This is a genomic window from Nocardia donostiensis (assembly GCF_002081715.1).
GTDB lineage: Bacteria > Actinomycetota > Actinomycetes > Mycobacteriales > Mycobacteriaceae > Nocardia > Nocardia donostiensis.
In genome coordinates this window covers 133857-154852 of record NZ_MUKP01000003.1, presented here as the reverse complement: position 1 = coordinate 154852, position 20996 = coordinate 133857, and the positions used below count along the sequence as shown (strand labels likewise).

20 protein-coding genes, 1 tRNA gene and 1 pseudogene are annotated in these 20996 nt (G+C 66.0%); 13 read left to right on the top strand and 9 right to left on the bottom strand.

From position 1 onward, the window contains the following. The first annotated feature begins 15 nt into the window (after nt 1-15). From pabB to B0T44_RS03280, 3 genes are all read left to right on the top strand, one after another. Nucleotides 16-2463 (top strand): aminodeoxychorismate synthase component I, encoded by a 2448-nt coding sequence (gene pabB / locus B0T44_RS03290; protein ID WP_077116541.1) that lies wholly within the window; start codon nt 16-18, stop codon nt 2461-2463. Nucleotides 2464-2566: 103 nt separating this feature from the next. Further along, nucleotides 2567-2974, top strand: a complete 408-nt coding sequence (locus B0T44_RS03285; protein WP_139347780.1) for a hypothetical protein — start codon at nt 2567-2569, stop codon at nt 2972-2974. A gap of 462 nt (nt 2975-3436) precedes the next feature. Next, the gene (locus B0T44_RS03280) at nt 3437-5314 is read left to right on the top strand and encodes a TerD family protein (RefSeq protein WP_077116539.1); all 1878 of its coding nucleotides are present in this window, start codon (nt 3437-3439) and stop codon (nt 5312-5314) included. A gap of 18 nt (nt 5315-5332) precedes the next feature. Here the strand turns inward: B0T44_RS03280 and B0T44_RS03275 are convergent, their stop codons facing one another. The 3 genes from B0T44_RS03275 to B0T44_RS03265 form a co-directional block, all read right to left on the bottom strand. Beyond that, nucleotides 5333-5854 carry an SgcJ/EcaC family oxidoreductase gene (locus B0T44_RS03275; RefSeq protein WP_077116651.1) on the bottom strand — a complete coding sequence of 174 codons (522 nt, stop codon included), beginning with the start codon at nt 5852-5854 and terminating at the stop codon, nt 5333-5335. Nucleotides 5855-5954: 100 nt separating this feature from the next. After that, entirely contained in the window at nt 5955-7403 is a 1449-nt protein-coding gene (locus tag B0T44_RS03270) for a DUF1254 domain-containing protein (protein WP_081511501.1), read from the bottom strand. 122 nt (nt 7404-7525) lie between these two features. Beyond that, on the bottom strand, nt 7526-7819 hold the full coding sequence (locus tag B0T44_RS03265) for a hypothetical protein (RefSeq protein ID WP_077116538.1): 294 nt from the start codon (nt 7817-7819) through the stop codon (nt 7526-7528). A 284-nt stretch (nt 7820-8103) separates the two neighbouring features. Between B0T44_RS03265 and B0T44_RS03260 the strand changes: the two genes are divergently transcribed. The 4 genes from B0T44_RS03260 (at nt 8104) to B0T44_RS03245 (ending at nt 10401) form a co-directional block, all read left to right on the top strand. Next, a complete protein-coding gene (locus B0T44_RS03260; protein WP_077116649.1) occupies nt 8104-8379 on the top strand; it encodes a hypothetical protein in 276 nt (91 codons plus the stop codon). 83 nt (nt 8380-8462) lie between these two features. Further along, the gene (locus B0T44_RS03255; protein WP_077116537.1) at nt 8463-9587 is read left to right on the top strand and encodes a DNA polymerase III subunit beta family protein; all 1125 of its coding nucleotides are present in this window, start codon (nt 8463-8465) and stop codon (nt 9585-9587) included. Then, a complete protein-coding gene (locus B0T44_RS03250) occupies nt 9584-10081 on the top strand; it encodes a hypothetical protein (protein WP_077116536.1) in 498 nt (165 codons plus the stop codon). Before B0T44_RS03255 ends, B0T44_RS03250 begins: the two co-directional genes overlap by 4 nt. Before the next feature lie 74 nt (nt 10082-10155). After that, nucleotides 10156-10401 (top strand): DUF6374 family protein, encoded by a 246-nt coding sequence (locus B0T44_RS03245; protein ID WP_139347779.1) that lies wholly within the window; start codon nt 10156-10158, stop codon nt 10399-10401. A gap of 91 nt (nt 10402-10492) precedes the next feature. Here B0T44_RS03245 and B0T44_RS03240 read toward each other — a convergent pair whose 3' ends face one another. After that, nucleotides 10493-12253, bottom strand: a complete 1761-nt coding sequence (locus tag B0T44_RS03240) for a BCCT family transporter (protein WP_077116534.1) — start codon at nt 12251-12253, stop codon at nt 10493-10495. A 549-nt stretch (nt 12254-12802) separates the two neighbouring features. On the opposite strand from B0T44_RS03240, the gene B0T44_RS03230 reads away from it, so the two are divergent. Together B0T44_RS03230 and B0T44_RS03225 are read left to right on the top strand one after the other, a co-directional pair. Further along, nucleotides 12803-13636, top strand: a complete 834-nt coding sequence (locus tag B0T44_RS03230) for a 2OG-Fe(II) oxygenase (protein WP_077116532.1) — start codon at nt 12803-12805, stop codon at nt 13634-13636. Nucleotides 13637-13662: 26 nt separating this feature from the next. Further along, nucleotides 13663-14172: a hypothetical protein gene (locus tag B0T44_RS03225; protein ID WP_077116531.1), complete on the top strand. Its 510-nt coding sequence runs from the start codon at nt 13663-13665 to the stop codon at nt 14170-14172. A gap of 138 nt (nt 14173-14310) precedes the next feature. Here B0T44_RS03225 and B0T44_RS03220 read toward each other — a convergent pair. Continuing rightward, nucleotides 14311-14384, bottom strand: a tRNA-Ile gene (locus tag B0T44_RS03220). 112 nt (nt 14385-14496) lie between these two features. Between B0T44_RS03220 and B0T44_RS03215 the strand changes: the two genes are divergently transcribed. Both B0T44_RS03215 and B0T44_RS03210 read left to right on the top strand, forming a co-directional pair. Continuing rightward, entirely contained in the window at nt 14497-14928 is a 432-nt protein-coding gene (locus B0T44_RS03215; protein ID WP_077116530.1) for a nitroreductase family deazaflavin-dependent oxidoreductase, read from the top strand. Further along, nucleotides 14925-15104, top strand: coding sequence for a hypothetical protein (locus B0T44_RS03210; RefSeq protein WP_077116529.1), 180 nt, complete (start codon nt 14925-14927; stop codon nt 15102-15104). The genes B0T44_RS03215 and B0T44_RS03210 overlap by 4 nt, the downstream gene beginning before the upstream one ends. 17 nt (nt 15105-15121) lie before the next feature. On the opposite strand, the gene B0T44_RS03205 is transcribed toward B0T44_RS03210, so the two are convergent. Next, nucleotides 15122-16114: a zinc-binding dehydrogenase gene (locus B0T44_RS03205; protein WP_077116528.1), complete on the bottom strand. Its 993-nt coding sequence runs from the start codon at nt 16112-16114 to the stop codon at nt 15122-15124. A 461-nt stretch (nt 16115-16575) separates the two neighbouring features. Between B0T44_RS03205 and B0T44_RS03195 the strand changes: the two genes are divergently transcribed. Then, the gene (locus B0T44_RS03195; protein WP_077116648.1) at nt 16576-17070 is read left to right on the top strand and encodes a UCP032817 domain-containing protein; all 495 of its coding nucleotides are present in this window, start codon (nt 16576-16578) and stop codon (nt 17068-17070) included. Between the two features lie 49 nt (nt 17071-17119). Here the strand turns inward: B0T44_RS03195 and B0T44_RS03190 are convergent, their stop codons facing one another. Together B0T44_RS03190 and B0T44_RS27805 are read right to left on the bottom strand one after the other, a co-directional pair. After that, nucleotides 17120-17989: an RNA-guided endonuclease InsQ/TnpB family protein gene (locus tag B0T44_RS03190; RefSeq protein WP_245839076.1), complete on the bottom strand. Its 870-nt coding sequence runs from the start codon at nt 17987-17989 to the stop codon at nt 17120-17122. 181 nt (nt 17990-18170) lie between these two features. Beyond that, nucleotides 18171-18281, bottom strand: a pseudogene (locus B0T44_RS27805) (PDR/VanB family oxidoreductase); the annotation flags it as partial. Between the two features lie 191 nt (nt 18282-18472). Here B0T44_RS27805 and B0T44_RS03185 point away from each other — a divergent pair. Then, a complete protein-coding gene (locus tag B0T44_RS03185) occupies nt 18473-19222 on the top strand; it encodes a VTT domain-containing protein (RefSeq protein ID WP_077116647.1) in 750 nt (249 codons plus the stop codon). A 21-nt stretch (nt 19223-19243) separates the two neighbouring features. On the opposite strand, the gene B0T44_RS03180 is transcribed toward B0T44_RS03185, so the two are convergent. Then, on the bottom strand, nt 19244-20782 hold the full coding sequence (locus B0T44_RS03180) for an aldehyde dehydrogenase family protein (RefSeq protein WP_077116526.1): 1539 nt from the start codon (nt 20780-20782) through the stop codon (nt 19244-19246). Nucleotides 20783-20996: the final 214 nt, after the last annotated feature.

The following is a 20996-nucleotide window of genomic DNA, read 5'->3' as shown; positions in this document are numbered from 1 at the left end:
AGGGTTCGGCACAGAATGCGCACGCTGTTGATCGACAACTACGACTCGTTCACCTACAACCTGTATCAGCTGATCAGCCAGGTGAACGGGGTCGAGCCGACCGTCGTGCGCAACGATGAGGTGGACTCGGTCGCACAATTGCGGCTCGACCGTTTCGACAACATCGTCATCTCCCCCGGGCCCGGACGCCCGGACGTCGCCCGCGATATCGGGATCTCCGCGGCGGTGATCCGGGAAGCCGGACTACCGCTGCTCGGCGTATGCCTCGGCCACCAGGGAATCGTGCTCGCCGCGGGCGGCGCCGTCGCCGCAGCACCCACCGCCCGGCACGGGTACCTCGATCGCATCGAACACGATGGGCGCAGCCTGTTCACGGGCATACCGCAGAGCTTCACCGCGGTGCGCTACCACTCGCTCAGTGCGCGCACCGTTCCGCACAGTCTGGAAGTCACCGCCGTTTCCGGAGACGGCGTCGTCATGGGAGTGCGGCACCGGACCCGCCCGCAATGGGGGGTGCAATTCCATCCTGAGTCGATTGCCAGCGAGTACGGCGCAGCGCTGCTCGCCAACTTCGCAGCCCTGACCAGGCAATGGGCCCGTGCGGGCGGCGGGCAGGGCCACGCGAACACATCTACGGTCGCGAGCAGACCTGGCCGGGATTCGCCGCCGCCTGCACCCGCGATCGAAATACCGCTGCACGACAGCGACAGTGCGGACGAACCCGGTCCCGCTAGCAGAACCAGAGCATCCGTGGGACAGCAGCCGCCGATCACCGAGGCACTCTGGGTAGAACAATTCGCAGCGCGCTCTGCACCAGCCAGGGAAGCGACTGCGCCGCCGTTCGGACACGAGTACGCCGGTGGGCAGCCGAGCGGCACTGAACTCCCTCCGGCGAGCAGAGCACCACAAACGGCGCGGAGCATTCCGCCGGTTCCGCGGGCCGTACCCGGCGAGCGCGGCGCCCCGGACTGCGGAGATATGCCGGACACCGGTTCACGCTGGCAGCTCCAACACCATGTCATCGCCCGCGCGATCGATACCGAAGCGATCTTCGTGCGGCTCTACAGTGAGTCGCCGACCGCGTTCTGGCTCGACAGCGAACACGTCGAACCCGGCCTGGACCGGTTCTCGTTCCTCGGCGACGCGAGCGGGCCGTCGAGCGAGGTGGTGCGCTACCGCGTCGGCACCGGGGCGGTCACGGTGACCTCCAGCGACGGATGCGAGCGTGCGGTGCCGGGCGGGATTCTGGATTACCTGGCCGACCAGCTGCGCGACCGCCGCACCGGGCTACCCGATCTGCCCTTCGATTTCGCGGGCGGCTATATCGGCTACCTGGGATACGAGGTGAAAGCCGACTGCGGCGGCGCAGCCGTACATCATGCGCCGATGCCGGACGCACAATGGATCTTCGCCGACCGTTCGGTGGTGGTCGATCACGAAGCCGGGCGTACCTATCTGCTCGTGTTGACCGAACCCACCCCCGATGCCGTACAGGCCGGTACGCAATGGTTGCGTGATACCGCAACCGTGCTGGAGACACTGCCCACCTGGTCGAACCCGCGGCCGCTGACCATCGGCACCGACCCCGGGCAGGTCGCGGCCGCACTGGGGCGCGGACGGGAACAGTACCTGGCCGACATCGACGTCTGTCTGCAGAAGCTGCGCGAAGGCGAGTCCTACGAGATCTGTGTGACCGATCAAGCGACCGTCTCGGCGACCGTCGACGGGTTGGACTGCTATCGGATGCTGCGGCGCTGCAACCCCGCACCGTACGCCGCGTATCTACGGTTCGACGAGCTGGAGATCGCATGCTCGTCGCCGGAACGGTTCCTGAAGGTCGACCGGAACCGCCGAGTGGAAAGCAAACCCATCAAAGGCACCGCCGCGCGTGGGGCGGACCCCGAGGAAGACGAACAGTTGCGCACCACGCTGGCAGGCGACCCGAAAACCATTGCCGAGAACCTGATGATCGTGGACCTGCTGCGCAACGATCTGGGCCGGGTCTGCGAAATCGGCAGCGTGCATGTGCCGAAGCTGATGGCGGTGGAAACCTATTCGACACTGCACCAGCTGGTGTCGACCGTGCGCGGCACCTTGCGCGCCGGGGTCGACGTGATCGATTGCCTGCGCGCCTGTTTCCCGGGTGGTTCGATGACCGGCGCACCGAAGCTACGCACCATGGAGATCATCGATGAGTTGGAGACCGAAGCGCGCGGCGTGTACTCGGGGACCATCGGATTCCTCGGCCTCGATGGTACCGCCGACTTGAACATCGTCATCCGCACCGCGGTCCGCTACGGCGACCGCTGGCAGATCGGGGCGGGCGGCGCGATCGTCCTGGATTCGGACCCGGACAGCGAATACGCGGAGGTGCTGCTCAAAGCAGGAGCTGCCATGCGCGCCATCGTCCCGGGTGCCGGTTCTCCGACACCTGCCGTCAGCGAGCCCGTCGTCTGGATCTGAACAGAAGATCAGTTCGATTACCGCTCGACGGGCAGCTTCTGGGATCGCCCGCACCCTCGCGAAGACGGCCCCCGAAATGCCCCTGGTCGGCGACAATACTGATATGGCACAACTGTGGGTGAGAACGCTTGCGGGCGATTGGCTTCGGGCCGCTGCGATCGACGAGATCGGTACCGCACCGGTGCGTGAGACCGACGAACGGGCCGGGCCGACGCGGAATATCCGAGAGGTCGAGGTGGTGGCGCGGCAAAACACCACCGCGGGCTCATGGAGCTGGGATCACCACCGCGGGACCGGCGAGATCGGCCCGGTGACCCGCACTCTCGCTCGCTACGCCTCGGCGGAAACAGCTGCGGAAGTAGCACAGCGCTTGGTGGAGATCCTGCTCAGCGCCAACAAGAACGCCCAGATCTTGATCGAGGGCACCGATATCAACGTGATCCCGGTACACGACCGCACCGATTCCCAGTCCAACGGCGAGCACACCGACCTACGCCGCGGCCGCACCTAGCGCCCGCGTTTTGCCGCAACGTTCCGCGATCTCGCCCGCGACCATTCCTGCCGAGCGGTCCTGGCTGCTCCCCTCGACTGTCCCGGTGTATCTCCACCTCGCTCGCCGCCAAAAGTCAACTCGCTGAACGGCCGACCCGAACCACAGCGGCTCCCCTCGGCTGCTCCCGACATGCCTCCACCTCATTCAGCTACTAGGCCGAACAACCAGCCGAACCAGCCTGCCCTGAACGTAGCGGCTCCCCCGGCTGCTCCAGCGACCCGAGCCCCAACCAGCAGAGCGGGTAGGGCACCGGTGCGGCCGGACTGTTCACGGCACCGAGCCAATGCTCTCATCGGCGGTATCGCCTGGCTTCGGTTTCCCTGTCGCTGACGGTGAACCGCCTGGTAGCCGGCTCGTTGCCGAGGGCGGTGGGAGCTGTCGTCCGATGGTGTCGGCTGCGCGTGGCATAGTTCGATAACGATGGAACTCTGCAAGGGCGCGAATGCGCCGGTACCGACATCCCTTCTGGCCGTGGTGATTTCGTGGCGGACCGAGCATTCGGTTGATGCGCACGCGCTGCTGCTCGACGAATCGGGAAAGGTGCGCTCCGACCGGGATCTGGTTTTCTACAATGCGCCCAGGCATATCTCGCAGGCGGTGACCGTCGACCAGGCGCCCGCTCCTGGGACCGCTCGGCTGAGCGTTTCGCTGCCGCGCACCGAAGCCGAAGTGGACCGGATCGCGGTGACAGGATCGCTCGACGACGGCTTGTTCAGCAGGGTTTCGGAGCTGCGGCTGACCGTGTACGACGCCGACCGGCCCATCATCTGGTTCCGGATCGAGGATTCGGAATCGGTGCCTGCGATGTTGTTCGGGGAGTTCTACCGCCGCGACGGGCAGTGGCGGTTCCGAGCAGTCGGGCAGGGCTGGGCCAGCGGAATGGCCGGGCTGGTGACCGAATTCGGTGTCGATGTCGAAGACGATGAACCGGCGCAGGCCGAACATGTACGACGCGGCCCCGAGGCGAGCTCCGGGCGCCCACAACAACACAACGCGCAGACGCGACCCGGCCGCACGGGGTCTACCACTGTCCCGCACGTAAGGTCGCCCCATACCGGGACTCCCTCGACACTTACGGGTCCGGCAGGGGTGCGATCGAGCAGGTCTCCGGCGGCACGCACTACCGAACCACCTCGAGCGGCGACATCGACCGCCGAACCGGCAGTCCGGCACACCGGGGTCACCCTACGTCGTCCACTCCAGCCCCGAGCACCGATCGAACCACCACCACCGCCGAACCGCGACCGAGCGGACTGGCATCCCGACCCGGACGACCCGGCACGGCTGCGTTGGTGGGACGGCGAGCACTGGACCCCCGATACCCGCCAGGCCCGGCCGCAGCACCCGCGTGACTGTGCCCGCTGCGGGCATCCGCGCCGCCGCCGTATTTTCGGCGGCTACCACTCGTGCGCGGTATGTCCCGGGCAGGTCGATGAGTTCCTCACCCACTGGCACACCCGCGCCTGGCGGGTGCTCACCGCGACGGGCCCGCGCGGGGCCGATTGGGAGGCACTCTGGGCGTCGCTGCGCTACCAGTGGATAGAAGAAAGCGCCGGTTACGCGGTGCTGCGTCCGCTCGCACTGGACTATGTGGAGCGCCGGGTGGCGTTCGCGTTCGCCGACGGCCGGATCGAGGCCGAGGAGTACGACGATTTCGAGCACGCGGTCACCGAACTCCAGTTGTCCGGCCCGCAGATCGATGAGCTGCGGTGGCGGATGCAGCGCGGCCGGATGCTGTCGCGGCTGCGCGGCGGCGACCTGCCCACCGTGCGCTCGCCCGACCTGCACCTCGACCCAGAAGAGCGGGTGTATCTGGATGTCGGCGTCACCCAGGTGCGGCAGCTCGCCAAAGGACCGAGGCGGACCGAAGGCAGGCTCATCGTCAGCAACAAGAAGCTGCGGTTCGTCGGCACCGGTTCCGGAGTGGAGATGCCGTGGTCGCGGATTGTTTCGGTAACCGTCGAATACGACACGGTGGTCGTCGCCGCCACCTCGGCGCGGGGTGGCGCGACCTTCGCCGTCGAGGATCCGGATCATGTGGCCGCCACCCTCGAAGGCGCGCTGCGGGTGGCCAAACGGCTCACCCTCACTCCCGGCCAGCGCGACACCCGCAGTATCCCGCAGGAGGTGAAGGCCGAGGTGTGGCAGCGTGACGGCGGTAAATGCGTCGAATGCGGCGACAGCCATTACCTGGAGTTCGACCACATCATCCCGCTCAGCCGCGGCGGCGCGACCAGCGCGACGAACCTGCAGATCCTGTGCCGGGCCTGCAACCGCGCCAAGGGCGCCCGGATCTGAGCCGGACGCGGATCAGCCCTACGAGGTCTGGCCGGTGATCGCCGCCGTGCGCTCGGTGCGCCAGCGGACATAACGGGCAAACATGCGCGCGAAGAAGTTGTCGCCCGGCATCGGGCGGACCCGAGTGTTGTGGAACGCCTCGATCCGCCAGTCGTCGCCGTCGCGGCGCAGCACCCAGGTGTTGCGCGACAGCCGGCCCTTCGGGACCGTCGGCTGCCAGGCGAACGCCACCGAACCCGTCATATGCGCGATCGCGATATCGTCGGTCAGGAACCGGACCGATTCGATATCGCCCTCGATCCTGGTGCCGTACAGCACACCGGCGAACAGCTCACTGTGCAATGCGCGGTTGGCTTCCCTGCCACGCAGCCATGTGCCGTCGAAGGCCACATAATCGCTGTCGGGGGTGAATTCCGCAGCATACGCGCCGGCGTCATTGTCGGCCCACGCGTGCGAGGCACGAGCGAGCACCTCTCGTATCTGCTGCTCGTCCACGGTCCGATCCCGTCGATTTCGTCTGGTACTGGTCTGCTCGGTCATCGCCTGCTCCCCGTTGGTCGGTTCGACACATTGATTGTCGTTCGGCATCAACGGCGGCGGTATCGGGAAAAACCCTGAGCCGACCATGAACTTCCTCGGCTCAGGGCAGTGGTTCAAGCGGCGGCGGCGCCCACTTCCCCTCGAGAGCTACCTGTTTGGGAGCGTACAGGCGCAGCACGATAGAGAACTGGCCCTCGGCCGGGATCGGCAGCCAGTTACCTGGCGGCACCGCCGACCCCGGATCCTCGTACTGGACGGCGAGTTCGAGGGTTCCGTCGGGGGAGAACACCACCGGGATCCGATGCCCCACCGAGTAGATGCCTGCGGGATTGGGCACCAGCCAGCCCTCGGCGGTGTAAGCCGTCAGCGACCAGAACGCCTCGACCGGCGGGGTCTGTCCCGGCGGGAAACGCAAACGGAACCTAATCGGGACGCCGTCGTCGTCGGCAGTGGCGAACAGCGACGGGTACAGCACCTCCTCCGCCAAGTTCGCGCCCAGACCGCGCATCGCCGCCGCGGCACGCATCAAATAGTTGGTGCCGTAATCACCGACGCTGGTGTCGAAAACCCACCCGTTGCGGATCTTGCTGCCCGGATCCAGATAGACAGTGATCTGCCGCTTGCCTTCGTTGGCGCCTGCGGTCAATTCCGCATCGGATACTCCCTCCGGGCTGCCGCCCGGCTCGATACCGATGGTCGCGAACTCGCGCAGGGTGAGTTCGTCGTCGGGGACGGGCGGGTTCTGCTCCATGAGCAGGCACATGCGGTCGAAGTAGGCCCGCGCGTCCATGGCGGCGACCTTCTCGACCGGCGGCAGTTCCCGCCCCAACGGTGGCAGCAGAACGGAAGGAGGATGAGCGATGGTGTTCCAGGTGCTCAACGGCGCCAGCTTCAACTGGTTCTGGACTTCACGCGCGGCGGCCAGGTCGTCCGAGTTCTTGACCTCGACGTGGCCGATGAGCCATGCGTCAGGGCTGAGCATCGGCAGTGGCGTCACATTGTCGGGCAGCCGGCCCGTCCACCCGGGGGCGGTGACGGCGTAGACGTAGGGCGGTTCGTCGACCTCTGCCCGCGGACGCACACCGGTCACACTGTGTACGGTGTTCGACCAGGCGCCCACCAGCTGCATCATCCAATAGCGCCCCTCCTCGATCGGCGGCACCTCGAACAGCATCGGTTCCTCGCGCAGGTCCAGCCAGGCCGAGGAGTACAGGGTATCGACGTCGACACGGACGATGTTGTGGTCCTCAGGGGTGGGGAGACGGGTGGCGTGGCGGAAGTGGTTGACCGGGCTGGTGGCGGTGGCGCGGGTGGCGTCGATGAGCATGAGCGGGTAACCGAAGACGTAGGCATCGGCAGCGACCCTGCTGCGGTCTGCGGCGGTACCAGAAGGCTCTACGCCGCCGTCCTCGTCGCCGCCGTCCCCGCAGGCCGCGAGTCCGGCAGCGGCGAGCATGAAGCCCAAGGCGGTGCGCCGCGACAGCAGCGGGTCCGCTGCGGGAGACCGAGCGCGAACTCCGTCCCCGCGCCTGCGCGCGATATCGCCCATGCGGTTCTCCCTGCTTCCCGGGCGTCCACTGGACTGTTCGAGAGATACGCGAGGGAGTATAACTGTGGGTTTGCTGATCAGGTGTGGTCGCGAACCGAATCGCGCCATGCGCTACCGGTGTTTCAGATCCCGATGACGGCGTTCATGATGGTGCCCGCGCTGGTCGCGACGATACCGCCGGCCATGGCACCGGCCACCATCTTCGGGGACTGCAATCCGCCGCCGCTCCACTTCTCCCAGGCGAAGCGACCACCCGCGTAGATGATGCTGACGATGCCCGACATCATCGCCAGCCAGGTCGCGTAGCCGACGAACTTCATGGCCTTGTCCGCCAGCGGTGGTGCTTCCGGAGTGGGATTGGCGACCTGTGCGAGTGTCGTGACCGTGTCGACGACCGATATCGCGATGTTGCTCACCGTCTGCTTCCTCTCCGGTACAACCTGCTAGCTGTTCCCATCCGCGCGGCTGCAGCATTCGGCCGCAAGCTGATTCGCCGGAGGGAACTGATGGGGGAAGTGATCCGGGTGGTCCCGGCACCCCCATTCCATCTTCGCGAGCGATAGCCGTTGGGCGCAAGTGCTTGCGGCGCAGCCGTTTTCACGCTATAGGCACCCTTCTCACCTGGGGTTTCTGCGTATACAGCCGCGAAAGGATACGATCTGGAGGCGTTCCCGCCCACCACTAACAAGTGAGCTGCGAGATGATACTGGCCACCGTCACCGATACGCTGGCGCAACTGGGCAACCCCACCCCTGAAGCGCCACCCATCTCCGACAAGTTCCTCCAGCTCGTCAGATATCTGACCTGGTTCGTTCTGCTCTCCGGTATCTGCGGAATCATCTACGCCGGTGGGCGCTTCGCCTGGGAGAAGTGGACCGGCGGCGGGTTGCAGTCCCCGAAGATGGTGGCAGGCGCGATGATCGGCGGCGTTGTCGCCACCAGCGCGGGCACCATCATGAACGCCGTCATCGGCTGACCCTCAGGTTTCCGGCAGTCGCTACTTCGCGCTGAGCCGCCGCGGCTTGACCCTCTGGTTGGTCGAAGGCCGATGATGGCGGAGTGAGCGACGAAGAACAGCTGGTCACCATCGGTGTGCTGGCGCGGGCCAGCGGACTGACGGCGAGCGCGCTGCGGTTCTACGACGACTGCGGCCTGCTGACACCCGCCGAGGTGGACGCCGTCACCGGCTATCGCTATTACAGGTCCGCCCAACTCGAGCGCGCGATGCTCATCCGGCGGCTCCGGGAAATCGAAGTCGGCCTCGACGGCATCACCGCGATACTGTCCGGCGACCAGGCACTGGCAGAGCATCTGCTCGACGAACACGTCGACGCTCTCGAACGCCGCGCCCGCCATGCCGCCGATACCGCTCGCGCCATCAAGGCCGAACTGAACTCCGGGCCCCGCGTCCTGCTGCCCGGTCCGGCACTGGCTCACGCCATCGAACAAGTCGGGTCCGCGGTCGCCGCCGACGACGGAATCCGGGTGCTCACCGGGTTTCTCCTCGAAGTCGAACGCGACGCGCTGATCCTCACCGCAACCGACCGCTACCGCCTCACCACCCGGACCCTCGTACCGCTGCGCCGATCCGGCGGCGACTGGTCACTGGTTGTCGCGGGAACCGAACTCACCGCGATCGAGCCGTGGCTGCGAACCACCGACGAGGTCGCCCTCTCCCCCGGCGATCGCGGTCTGCTGCTGAACAGCGGCGGTATCGAGCGCCACTGTCGGTCCATCGCCGAGCCTTATCCTGACTACCGCGCCGTCCTTTCCGGGCTCGCGCCGGTCCGAACCCGCGTCGTCCTCACCCGCGACCGCCTGCTCGACGCGATCGATGCCGCAGGCCCGGCGCTGGTGTTTTCGGCCCACCCCGCACCACAGCCCGGTACCACCGGAGCGAACCCGGCGAACCTGGCACCCGCCGATCAGGCAACGCTGGTCGTCGCCGCCCCCGGCACGGCAGGCGAAGAACTACCGGCCGCCGTAATCGGCACGGCAGTGGAGCTCGCGTTCGCAACCCCGACGCTGCGTCCTGCGCTCCAGAGCGCTGTCGGCCCCGACATCATGCTCGACATCTCCGCACCGGATCAGCCCGTGGTGATTCGCTCCGCCAGCGTCGGCGACCTCACCACCGTCACCATGCCCACCGTCCGACCCACCCCCGACACCGAGGAGAACACATGAACCATTCCGACCCGACCATGGCCGCGATCACCGATGCCGTCACGCGCGGTCGCGAGGGCGACGGCGACACCGCCCGCGACACGCTGACCGCCCTGTGGGAGTCCATCGGCCCGCAGGGCGACCCGTTGCACCGCTGCACCCTCGCCCACTACCTCGCCGACCTACACGACGACCCAGCCCAGGCTCTCACCTGGGATATCCGCGCCTATGATGCAGCGCTGTCTCTCACCGACCATCGCGCCCGCCAGTACGACTCCGGCCTCGATGTGCGCGGCTTCTTCCCGTCCCTGCACCTGAACCTGGCCGACAACTACCGCAGGCTGTCGTCTTTCGACGCCGCTCGGTGGGAGGTGGACGCCGCCCGAGCCGCAGTGGACTCGCTGCCGGACGATGGGTACGGTGCGATGATCAGGTCCGCTCTGGACGAGGTGGAGGCCGCCATCCAGGAGCGGACGACATCTCGGCGCGCCTCAGCCCCGACCGGCCGCCCCTGAGAGTGGTACGGCGTGCACACCGCGCTATCACCCGAACTATCGAAACTGTGTTCGAGTTCGGGTATGGTCTGCGCATGCCCGAACTCGCGCCGATCCCGTTCGCTCGCATGAACCTGGAACAGGTACGGGAACGATTGCTTGCCGCGGCGGCGTTCGGGGAAACGCTGTCGCCCGATCAGTTGGAGGCACTGGCGCGGAAGGTCACCGCGGGACTACGGATCTACATTCAGGCCACGCAGAACGGCGCGCGGCCCGCGTCGCTGCAGGAAGTCCCGTCCGGTGGTCGTGCATGCCTGGACTATCGCGGGCGCACGCGATGAATCAGCGGTTCGTGGCGTCTGCCTCGGCCGACGTTCACGAGCCCCCGGCCCAGCCCTGCTCTGAGAACCGGCCGGGCGAAGGGTTCAGTGCTCAGACCCGGTCGGCAGGCTTACCGCTCACCGGCTCGACCTCGTCCGCGGACTGTTCCGGCTCCGCCGGCCGCACCGCCTCGGTGACGAGTTCGAACTCGCCCTCGTGCCGCTCGGTGCCCTGCAGAACCGCGCCCTCGACCAGTTCCACGGCTCGGTCCTCGCGCAGGATGATCGGGTCCGAATGCAGGTCCCGGTACAGCGAGAAGCACATGAACACCATCACGAGCATGAACGGCAGCGCCACCACCGTGGTGAGCGCCTGCAACCCGGTCAATGCACCCGCCAGATTCTCCGAATCGGCGATGATCAGCATGATCGCAGCCACAGCGCCGGTGGCCACACCCCAGAAGGTGACGGTCAACCGGGACGGTTGCAGCCCACCCCGCTCCGAGAGCGTACCCATCACGACCGAGGCGGCATCGGCGCCGGAGACGAAGAAAATACCAACCAGCACCATCACCAGGATGGCGGTAATCGCTGGGAGGGGGTACTGCTCCAGCAGATGGAACAGAGCGAAGTCCTCGTTGACCGATCCGTCGGCCTCGGTCAGTTGCCCGGTTTCGCGCTGCGCCTGAATCCCAGCGACCCCGAAGATCACGAACCAGATCAAGCTGACCAGACTCGGCACCAGCAGCACACCGGTGACGAACTGCCGGATGGTGCGGCCGCGGCTGATCCGGGCGATGAACATGCCGACGAAGGGGGTCCAGGAAATCCACCACGCCCAGTAGAAGATGGTCCACGACGACAGCCACGCTTCCATTTCCGCGCCGCCTGCGACACCGGTGCGCGACGCCATCCGCGGCATCATCTCGATGTAGTCACCCACCGCGGTGGGCAGGAAGTTCAGCATCAGCAGGGTGGGCCCCACAACGAACACGAACGCCGCGAGCACCAGGGCGAGCACCATATTGGTGTTGGACAGCCACTGGATACCACGATCGATACCGGAGACCGCGGAGGCGATGAACGCGATGGTGAGCACCGTGATCACACCCACCAGGCCGAGCTTGCCGACCGAGCCGACCCAGCCGTGCTGGTCCAGGCCCGCGCCGATCTGCAGTGCCCCCAATCCGAGCGACGCCGCCGAACCGAACAGGGTCGCGAAGATCGCCATCATATCGATGGCCCGCCCGCCGGGTCCCTTGGCTCGCCTGCCGAGGATCGGCCGGAACACCGAGGAGATCAACTGCGAGCGCCCCTTGCGGAAGGTGCTGTAGGCGATAGCGAGACCGGCCACCGCGTAGATCGCCCACGGATGCAGGGTCCAGTGGAACAGTGTTGTCGCCATCGCGACTTCGGAAGCTGCCGGGCTACCGGGATCGGCGGTCCCCGGCGGGGGTTTCACGAAGTGGGAAAGCGGTTCGGCAACGCCCCAGAACATCAGGCCGATACCCATACCGGCGCTGAACATCATCGCGATCCAGGACACGGTGCGGAATTCCGGCTTCTCGTCGTCGGCGCCCAACGGGATCTTGCCGTACCGACTGATCGCCAACCAGATCACATAGATCACGAACGCGGTGGCGACCAGCACGAACAGCCAACCCGTGTTGGTGATCACCCACGACTGCATACTCGAGGCCACCGACGCCAGACCGGCCTGGTCGATGATGCCCCACGCCACGAACGCCAGCGCACCCAGCGCGGTGACACCGAAAACCACTCGGTCGAGACCACGTTTCGCCCGCAATCTGCCGGCTACCTCTTTCGCGGTCGCGTCGGGTGCATCGGAAGCTCTGCCGGTGCCGATCGACATGGAATCCGAGTCCTTTCAGATCACAAATGCACGCTTGCAGAAGCGCGACGTTACCCGGGGCAACCGTACAGTGCTCCGGCTACCCGCTCTGTACAGAACACACAACCGTAATGCGCCGCCGACCGGGCGGATCAGGCGGGTGCAACGCGAGCAGCTACCCGCCGGCACTCACCCGACAATATTCCGGACAACTGTCCACAGTGGCGTCCAACCAGCTGACCGGTTCTGGCGGCTGATCCTGGGCAGGCAGCCCGACTCCTTCCGACCCGGCATGTATGGGAATAACAACACGTTGCAGAAATCCGACCGCCCCACCTTCTTCGCGGCCGCCGCCTTCGCCTTCTCTACCGAAGCAGACGAACTCACCTTCGTCTGCCCCTGCTCCCGATCCGCCCTTGACGTCCTCCGGTTCGTGAGCGGCCGGGATTCGTCCTGAACCTTGCGGTTCTGCGGTGGGTTCCTGCCTCACAGAGACGTGCCTCCCACTTACGCGGCAGCCGACCCGAAACGAGCCGCGTCCCAACGCGTTAGCGCATAAAATCTGCGAGTATGACGGTGGCGCTGGACCTTGCGTGGCGGAACTGGATCGAGGAAAACCTCACCCGGGGGTGTTCGGTCGAGTCGATGGTCGAAGCGATGATCAACGGCGGTTTCGACAAGGACGCGGCCCCCGCGGCGGTGCATGCTGTGCTCGTGGGAGAAACGCCGGGCAACGCGGATTACGAGTACGACCCGCTGCCCGTTACGACCGATCGAACCATTCATGCCCACGATCGCGCGATCCACCCCATATTACTGCTGGAACAGCCGCAGCTGATTCTCTTCGGCGATGTCCTCTCCGCCGAAGAGTGCGATCAGGTGATCGAGCTGTCCGAGAAAAAACTGCAGCGCTCCACGACCGTCAACCCCGAAACCGGCCGTGCGGAAATAATTGCGCACCGCTCCAGCGAGAGCACATCATTCCAGTTGTCCGAGACTCCGTTCATCGACCGACTCGACCGGCGGATCTCCGCCCTGATGAACGTACCGTTGGAAAACGGTGAGGGCCTGCAAGTTCTGCGGTACGGCGTCGGAGGCGAGTACCGTCCGCATTTCGATTACTTTCCGCCGGAACAACCCGGCCACGTCACCCATATCGCTCGCGGCGGCCAGCGGACAGCCACTCTCGTGGTCTACCTCAACGATGTCGAAGACGGCGGCAGCACCGCCTTCACCAAGGCAGGCATGTCGATCTCCCCGCGCAAGGGCAATGCCGTCTATTTCCGATACTTCAACAACAGAGGGCAACTCGACCCGATGACACAGCACGCCGGAGCACCGGTGCTCGCCGGCGAAAAATGGATCATGACCAAATGGATGCGCCGCTACCGCTACTCTGGTTGAGGTCACCTCCCCACCTCAGATGGACAATGATGCAATCCACCCCGATTTTCCGTCCGCCCCGCAACCCACTGCTCCTGGGATCGTCATGGGTGATCGTGGCCGTCGGCGCACTACAAACCCTCCTCGGTGCAATTCAGTTCGCACTACGTCTCCTCGATCCGACCTCCCCGGAACCGGTCCTGATCGTCTTACACCTTGCGCTCACCGTATTGGGAATCTGCATGGCAGGCGCAGGCCTGCTCATTCGCTACATCCACCTGACCGCCGAAACCCGCTTGACCCCGGACGGGCTGGTACACCGCGAAATCCGACCGAAACTCTTCCCATGGCACACTATCGCCGCCATCGATACCGTGCACCGCGGCCGATACCGGCGAGTGAGGGTGACGCTGCTCAGTGGGCGCCGAACGATACTGGTCGCGCCCCTGACAGTCATCTCTGAATCAGATTCGGAGTTCACCCGGGAAGTACAGGCGATCCGAGAATGGTGGGAACGCTACCGCCGAGCGACGCACGGTGACTTCCTTGCTTCGTAGCCGTCAGAAGCCACACTCAGGACATCACGGCGGAAACCCTGAGAACGGACAGGGGACGGTCCCCTCGGCTCGAGGACGGAACGCTTTTGAGCAAAACGATCATCGAATCCAGCGTTTCCGCTGGTAAATGGCTATTTGTGGGGCGGGCGGGGCTCGAACCCGCGACCAATGGATTATGAGTCCACGGCTCTAACCGACTGAGCTACCGCCCCCTCTGCGGTGGATTCCGCAGGTGTGGGGATGTTACCCGGTGGGGTGCGGCGAGGGCCAGTTGGGCGGGGGTTGGCGGTTAGGGTGGCGGGGTCGGCCGGGACTGGAGGTGTGATGGCGGGTTTGTTCGTGAAGGTGTTGCGGGCGCATCAGTGGGTGTATGAGCGCAGCGGGGGGCTGGTGGGGCATCGGTTGCTGTTCGGGAATCCGACGCTGTTGCTGCGGACGGTGGGGCGGAAGACGGGGCAGCGGCGGACGTCGGCGCTGACCTACGCCCGGGATGGGGGTGACTATCTGGTGACGGCGTCCAATGGTGGATCGCTGCGGCCGCCGGGATGGTTGGCGAATCTGAAGGCGGAGCCGAAGTGTGCGATCCAGGTGGGGCGGCGCACTGTTCCGGTGATCGCACGGGCCACGCTGCCCGGCGATCCGGATTATTCGCGCCGCTGGAATCTGGTGGACGAGGTGAACCGGGGCCGCTACAGCGAATACCAGAAGCGCACGAAGCGGCCCATCGCGGTGGTGGTGTTGACGCCGACCGGGTGAACCGGTCAGCGATCGGCACCACCACCGGACTCGCTCCAACTGCTCTGGCTTTCGGCCAGATCACGCGGCGGGCGGCTCGCAATATGAACAACGGCGGCAACAAGAATCAGAATGGCGACAACTACGACAGCTGTGAGCATTCCGGCACCATAGCGAGCTTGCAGCAAAACCGCTGAGTGTAAAAATGGGCCGTTCACACCATCAGGACGGTACGGCCGACAGCGGCCCTGGCTTCGATGGCCGCGTGCGCCTGAGCTGCCTCGGCGAGCGGGTAGGACTGCCCGACAACGGTTTCCAATCTCCCCGCAGCAACCTCGGCGAGGGCACGCCGGGCGAACGACTGCCAGTCGGTGGCACCGTCCTGCAGGTCGAACAGGCCGATGACCTGCACATCCCGCACCGGCTCGACATCGATATCCGTCGCGAAACTGCCTGCGGCAGTTCCATACCCGAGGAACCGGCCTCCGTTGGCGGTAATGGAGAGAGCGGCGGCGCCCAGTGCGCCTCCGGCGCCGTCCAGCACCACATGCGGGCCGGAACCCCCTGTCGCAGCGTAGACTTGGTCCGCCCAGCCGGATTGCGAGTAGTCGACCACGCTGTCGGCGCCGAGCCGCGCGGCCAGCTCCAGTTTGCTTTCGCCGCGTGCCGCGGCGATCACTTTCGCCCCGGCATGGTGGGCGTATTGAGTGAGCAGTGTGCCCAGTCCCCCGCCCGCGGCAGTGATCAGCACCCATTCGCCTGGCTGGATGGCGGCACGGTCGAACACCGCCAGGGAGGTGCGCCCGTCGTGCACCAGGGCGACGGCCTGTTGCGAGGTCACCGTGTCCGGCACCTCGGTGAGGGACTCAGCCTTCGCGAGCGCTTTTTCGGCGTACCCGCCGGTGGGCACTCCGCCGCCGATACCGCTGGCAGCCGTGTTCGTCATGACCCGTTTGCCGAGCCATGACGGGTCGACGTTCGCGCCGACCTCTCCGACTGTGCCTGCGACGGCGCCACCGGGCACATACGGTGGCTGCACCGGGAAGAAGTCGATGCCCCAACCCGACCGCAGCTTGGTGTCGAGGAACATCACATCCGCGGCGGCCACCTCGACCAGCACCTCGTCCGCGCCGGGTGCCGGGTTCGGCAGCTCGCGCACTTCGAGCACCTCCGGCCCGCCGAATGCCGTTGCTTGCACTGCACGCATGGGAATCTCCTCTGGTTCGGTATCTCTGGCGACATCGACCAGAATTGACCCTCGAGTTATGTTGAGGTCAAATCGTGGTGGTTCAGCGTGCGATCCGGCGAGGTCAGCTGCCACCCCCGCCACCACCGCCCCCGCAGCCGCCTCCACCACCGCCGCCGCAGCCGCCCCCGCCGGAGCTGCCACCGGGATCGCTACCACCGTCGGTCCAGGTGTATCCCGCCGACCAGGCCCCGCCGGTGGTTCCCGGGCCGCCGGGCGGGCGCCGACTGCGTGGCGGCCTGTTCTGTGCAACTATCGCGATCGCGACCGTTGCGAAGATCAACACCCCGGGAACCAGGAACAATACGAGAATGACAAGCAATTCCATATAGCGAGGCTATTGGTGGAGGCCTTGGAGCGCATGGCGTTTCGGTCGACGCACCTGGCCGGACGCTGTGCCACCGCACCCTCTGGAGTGGATCATGTTCCGACGTGCGAACGGACGCGGTCGGCCCGGCCATGGGCTCGACCTGGAAACCGTGGGCCGGACAGTTCAGGCTCTGAACCTGCCCGAGGCTGTCTACAAAACCTGCCCGTGGCAGCCGCGGGACCTCGTCGAGACCGGTTTACGGCAGTGGCTGCGCTGCTGCGGTGCCGCTCTGCGTGACGATCAGGTGATCGGCATGCCGTCCCGCGCGGTGGACGAAGCGTGGCACGGGCTCATTCTGTGCACCGAGATGTACGCGGAATTCTGCGCTGCCGCCTACGGCAGGTTCCTGCACCACTACCCCGAGGGCGTCGGTGAGGCGCACGGGGACATGCGTTCGCAGCTCGACCGGACCGTTGTCGCCTGGTCGCTCGTTGCCGCGCCAGGTGAGGACTGTGTGCTGTGGGATCTCGACAGCCGTGTCGGAGTCCCGGATCCGTGGGGAATCGAGGCCGAACGTGTCGCCGCCTTGACGTCCTCCTGGTCGTGAGCGGCCGGGATTCCTCCTGAACCTTGCGGTTCTGCGGTGGGTTCCTGTTTCACAAAGACGTGCCTCCCGCATACACGGCAGGTCTTACCGTCTCTCCGCAGGCGTTCAACCTCTCGACCCGCCCGGCCGCGAGAATGTTCCGTGCCGCATTCACATCGCGGTCATGCGTGATGCCACACGTGCACGTCCATTCCCGGACATGCAACGGTTTCTTCCCACCCAGCACCCCGCACACCGAGCACAGCTGGGTGGAGGGGAACCAGCGGTCCACCTTCGAGAAGTGCCGCCCGTACCGGTGGGCTTTGTCCTCCAGCATGCGAGTGAACAGGCCCCACCCGGCATCGTGGACGGATTTCGCCAACCGAGTGCGCGCCACACCCTTCACGCACAAGTCCTCGACGTACACCGCTTGGTTCTCGCGAATAATCGTCGTGGAATGCTTGTGCGCCCAGTCCCAGCGCGTGTCGGCCACCCTGGCGTGCGCCTTGGCGACCCGGACACGGGCTTTCACCCGGTTCTTGGAGCTCTTCTGTTTGCAGGACAGCGCCCGCTGTGCTTTTTTCAACCGGCGTTCGGCCTGGCGCAGGAACCGGGGAGAGGCGACGGTCTTGCCGTTGGACAGCACCGCGAATGTCGACAACCCCAGATCGATCCCCACCTCGGAGCCCACCTGCGGTAACGGCTGGTCGTCGACCTGGACGACGAAGGAGGCGAAATAGCGGCCCGCCGCGTCCTTGATGACGGTCACCGACGACGGCTCGGACGGCAACTCCCGCGACCACGCCACCTTCACATCGCCGATCATCGGCAGCCGCAGCTTCCCGCCCCGCCGTGCCCGTGAATCGGGCGTTGCGGGTGAACCGGATCGCCTGCCGATGGTCGCGGCGGGACCGGAACCGAGGCGGACCGACCCGCGCACCCTTGCGTTTCCCGGACAGGGAGGCGAAGAAATTCCGGTAGGCGGTGTTCAGGTCGGCCAGTGCCTGTTGCAGCACCACCGACGACACCTCGCCCAGCCACACCCGGTCGGGATCTTTCTTCGCTGCGGTCAACGCCTTCGACAACTCGGCGTCCGGCACGTACGGTCGCCCGTCGGAGTGAAGGCCGTCGTGCACCTCGATCGAGCCACCGCCGCCATCCGGGATGCGCCGGATCGCGATCCGATAGCCGCGGGTGTCGGCCGGGTCGCCGCACAGGGAGTACTGGCGCAACCAGCTCGTCGCCGCCTGCACGGTCGACGGTCACCTCGAGCACCGCCTGCCCGAATTCCGGCTGCGCCGACAGGCACGAATCCCTCGGCCGGGAGCGGGGACGCCGCGTCGCACCGCGGTCGAACCTGCGTACATCGGCCGTTTGGTCGGCAGCGGGAATGCCGATCTCCGGCTGGGGTATCTTCTGGGGGATGACGACGTACCTCGCCGCCCAATCCGTGACGACCGATCTCGCACTGATGCCGGGCTTTCTGGACCCGGTGAACCTGCTGAATTCGTTCGGCACCTGGATGCTGATCGGTCTACTGGTCGTCGTCTTCATCGAATCGGGTCTGCTGTTCCCGCTCCTGCCCGGTGACTCACTGCTGTTCACGGCGGGTCTGATCGCGGCATCGAAATCCACCGAGATCGAGCCGTTCGCGCCGATCTGGCTGCTGATGGTGCTGATTCCCATCGCGGCAGTCCTCGGCGACCAGGTGGGCTATTTCATCGGTTCACGCGGCGGGACCAAGCTGTTCAAGAGCAACGACGCGAAGCTGTTCAAAAAGAAGTACATCGACGAGTCGCACGCGTTCTTCGAAAAGCACGGACCGATCACCATCGTGCTGGCCCGTTTCGTGCCGATCGTGCGCACATACGCGCCGGTGGTAGCAGGTGCGGCAAACATGCGGTACTCGGTCTTCCTCACCTACAACGTGGTCGGCGGTATCGCGTGGGGTTCGGGCGTCACCCTGCTGGGTTATCTGCTCGGCCAGATCGCCTTCGTCCGCGACAATATCGACGCCATCTTCCTGCTGATCGTCGCCGTCTCGGTGCTGCCGATCGTGGTCGAGATGGGCAAGCGTTTTCTTGCGAGCCGGAAAAGCGGCGTGAACACCGAAGACGACGCGGTCACCGAAGAGATCGAGATCGTGCAGCGGGTGGCCGACCCGCGCCGCTGATCAACCACCCGCCGGGACCGGTCACCGCATGAGTCGCCGGGCGAGCGCACTACCGAACACGAACCCGATGGTGCGCTCCAGGGTCTTCACCGTGGCCTGCTCGTAGGGGTACCAGATGTTCTCCTTCTTCAGCTGCCAGCGATCGAGCAGGATCGGCTGCGGATGGGTGAAGCCGCGCAGCGCCTCCCTGCCGTTGACCTGCCCCAGACCGCTGTCCTTGCGGCCACCGAACGGGGCCTCGGGCACGCCGTAGATCACCGACGCGTCGTTGTGCACCACCGAGCCGGTGTGTAGTCGTTTACCGATGCGGATGGCTTTGTCCGGGTCCTTGGTGAACACGCTGCCGCTGAGCCCATACTTGCAGTCGTTGGCCAGGCGGATCGCTTCTTCCTCGTCCCGCACCCGCATGATCGCCACGATCGGGCCGAAGGTCTCCTCGCGCATCAGCTCCATCTCATGGGTGACGTCGACGACCATCGTCGGCTTGAAGAACGCCCCCTGCGCGGTGTCGGGTTCACCGCCGAGCACGATGGTCGCGCCCTTGGCCTTCGCGTCCTCGACATGGCGGCTGACGACGTCGAGCTGGCGATCCCAGAACAAGGGGCCGACATCGGTGTTGCTGCCCGGCCCGTAGGTGACCTCGGCCGCGCGGGTGCGCACCATCTCGATGAACTCGTCGGCGATGCTGTCCACCACGTAGATGCGTTCGACACCCACGCACACCTGGCCGCTGTTGAACATCGACAGATAGACCGCACCGCGGGCGGCGCGCTCCAAGTCGGCGTCGGCGCATACGATCATGGCGTCCTTGCCGCCCAATTCGAGGGTGCAGGGGATGAGGCGCTCGGCGCAGGCGGCGGCGATCTTCTTGCCGGTCGGGACGCTGCCGGTGAACGAAATCTTGTCGATATCGGTATTCACCAGGGCAGCGCCGGTTTCGCCGTCACCGTGCACGACCTGCAGGACGTCGGCAGGTACACCCGCCTCATGCAGCACCTTGGCCGCCCACTCCCCCGCGTGCGGGGTGACTTCCGACGGTTTGAGGATCACCGCGTTACCCGCGAGCAGCGCCTGCGCGACCGGGTTGAGCGAGAGCACGAACGGACCGTTCCACGGGGTGATCACCCCGACCACGCCGAGCGGCTGGTAGTTGATGACGAGCTTCTTGAGCGGGCGTAGATAGCCGTGCAGGCGGCGGCGTTCATCGGTCAGGTCCTTGGCGGCCCTGCCGCTCCAATAGTTCAGGAAGTCGCAGGACGGGACCAGCTCGATGGCGAGGGCTTCGGCTCGCGGTTTACCGGTTTCGGCCTGGACTGTTGCGACGATCTCGTCGCGGCGCGCGATCAGCACCGATACTGCCCGGCGCACGATGGCGGCGCGTTCGGAGACGGGCCGGGCCGCCCAGGCGGGCTGGGCCGCACGGGCGCGGGCGACGGCGGCGGCGACGTCATCGGCCGTGCTCACCTCGATCTCGCCGACCGGCTCCCGGGTCGCCGGGTTGCGCAGTTCCAGCCTGCGCCTGCCGTCACTGGTCGGCGCGAGCGGTTGAACGATGGCCATGGAAAATCTCCTCACCCGAGGAACTGGAACAGGTTCTATTATTGCTGGAGCCTACGACATGAGGCGAGGACCACACCAGAGATCCCGGTAGGCGCCCCACACCCCGGGCCGCTGTTTCTATCACTCGATTCAATCACGTGATTGACACAGTCCGCCACGAGGTAGAGGATCGTTGTGCACGGCGCAGCGAGTGCCGTGGCCCACACCGTCGGCA

What these genes read in the sequence shown, in the direction of transcription:
- pabB (WP_077116541.1), top strand. Translation starts at nt 16, where the DNA reads ATGCGCACGCTGTTGATCGACAACTACGACTCGTTCACCTACAACCTG.
- B0T44_RS03285 (WP_139347780.1), top strand. Translation starts at nt 2,567, where the DNA reads ATGGCACAACTGTGGGTGAGAACGCTTGCGGGCGATTGGCTTCGGGCC.
- B0T44_RS03280 (WP_077116539.1), top strand. Translation starts at nt 3,437, where the DNA reads ATGGAACTCTGCAAGGGCGCGAATGCGCCGGTACCGACATCCCTTCTG.
- B0T44_RS03275 (WP_077116651.1), bottom strand. Translation starts at nt 5,854, where the DNA reads ATGACCGAGCAGACCAGTACCAGACGAAATCGACGGGATCGGACCGTG.
- B0T44_RS03270 (WP_081511501.1), bottom strand. Translation starts at nt 7,403, where the DNA reads ATGGGCGATATCGCGCGCAGGCGCGGGGACGGAGTTCGCGCTCGGTCT.
- B0T44_RS03260 (WP_077116649.1), top strand. Translation starts at nt 8,104, where the DNA reads ATGATACTGGCCACCGTCACCGATACGCTGGCGCAACTGGGCAACCCC.
- B0T44_RS03250 (WP_077116536.1), top strand. Translation starts at nt 9,584, where the DNA reads ATGAACCATTCCGACCCGACCATGGCCGCGATCACCGATGCCGTCACG.
- B0T44_RS03245 (WP_139347779.1), top strand. Translation starts at nt 10,156, where the DNA reads ATGCCCGAACTCGCGCCGATCCCGTTCGCTCGCATGAACCTGGAACAG.
- B0T44_RS03240 (WP_077116534.1), bottom strand. Translation starts at nt 12,253, where the DNA reads ATGTCGATCGGCACCGGCAGAGCTTCCGATGCACCCGACGCGACCGCG.
- B0T44_RS03230 (WP_077116532.1), top strand. Translation starts at nt 12,803, where the DNA reads ATGACGGTGGCGCTGGACCTTGCGTGGCGGAACTGGATCGAGGAAAAC.
- B0T44_RS03225 (WP_077116531.1), top strand. Translation starts at nt 13,663, where the DNA reads ATGATGCAATCCACCCCGATTTTCCGTCCGCCCCGCAACCCACTGCTC.
- B0T44_RS03215 (WP_077116530.1), top strand. Translation starts at nt 14,497, where the DNA reads ATGGCGGGTTTGTTCGTGAAGGTGTTGCGGGCGCATCAGTGGGTGTAT.
- B0T44_RS03205 (WP_077116528.1), bottom strand. Translation starts at nt 16,114, where the DNA reads ATGCGTGCAGTGCAAGCAACGGCATTCGGCGGGCCGGAGGTGCTCGAA.
- B0T44_RS03195 (WP_077116648.1), top strand. Translation starts at nt 16,576, where the DNA reads ATGTTCCGACGTGCGAACGGACGCGGTCGGCCCGGCCATGGGCTCGAC.
- B0T44_RS03185 (WP_077116647.1), top strand. Translation starts at nt 18,473, where the DNA reads ATGACGACGTACCTCGCCGCCCAATCCGTGACGACCGATCTCGCACTG.
- B0T44_RS03180 (WP_077116526.1), bottom strand. Translation starts at nt 20,782, where the DNA reads ATGGCCATCGTTCAACCGCTCGCGCCGACCAGTGACGGCAGGCGCAGG.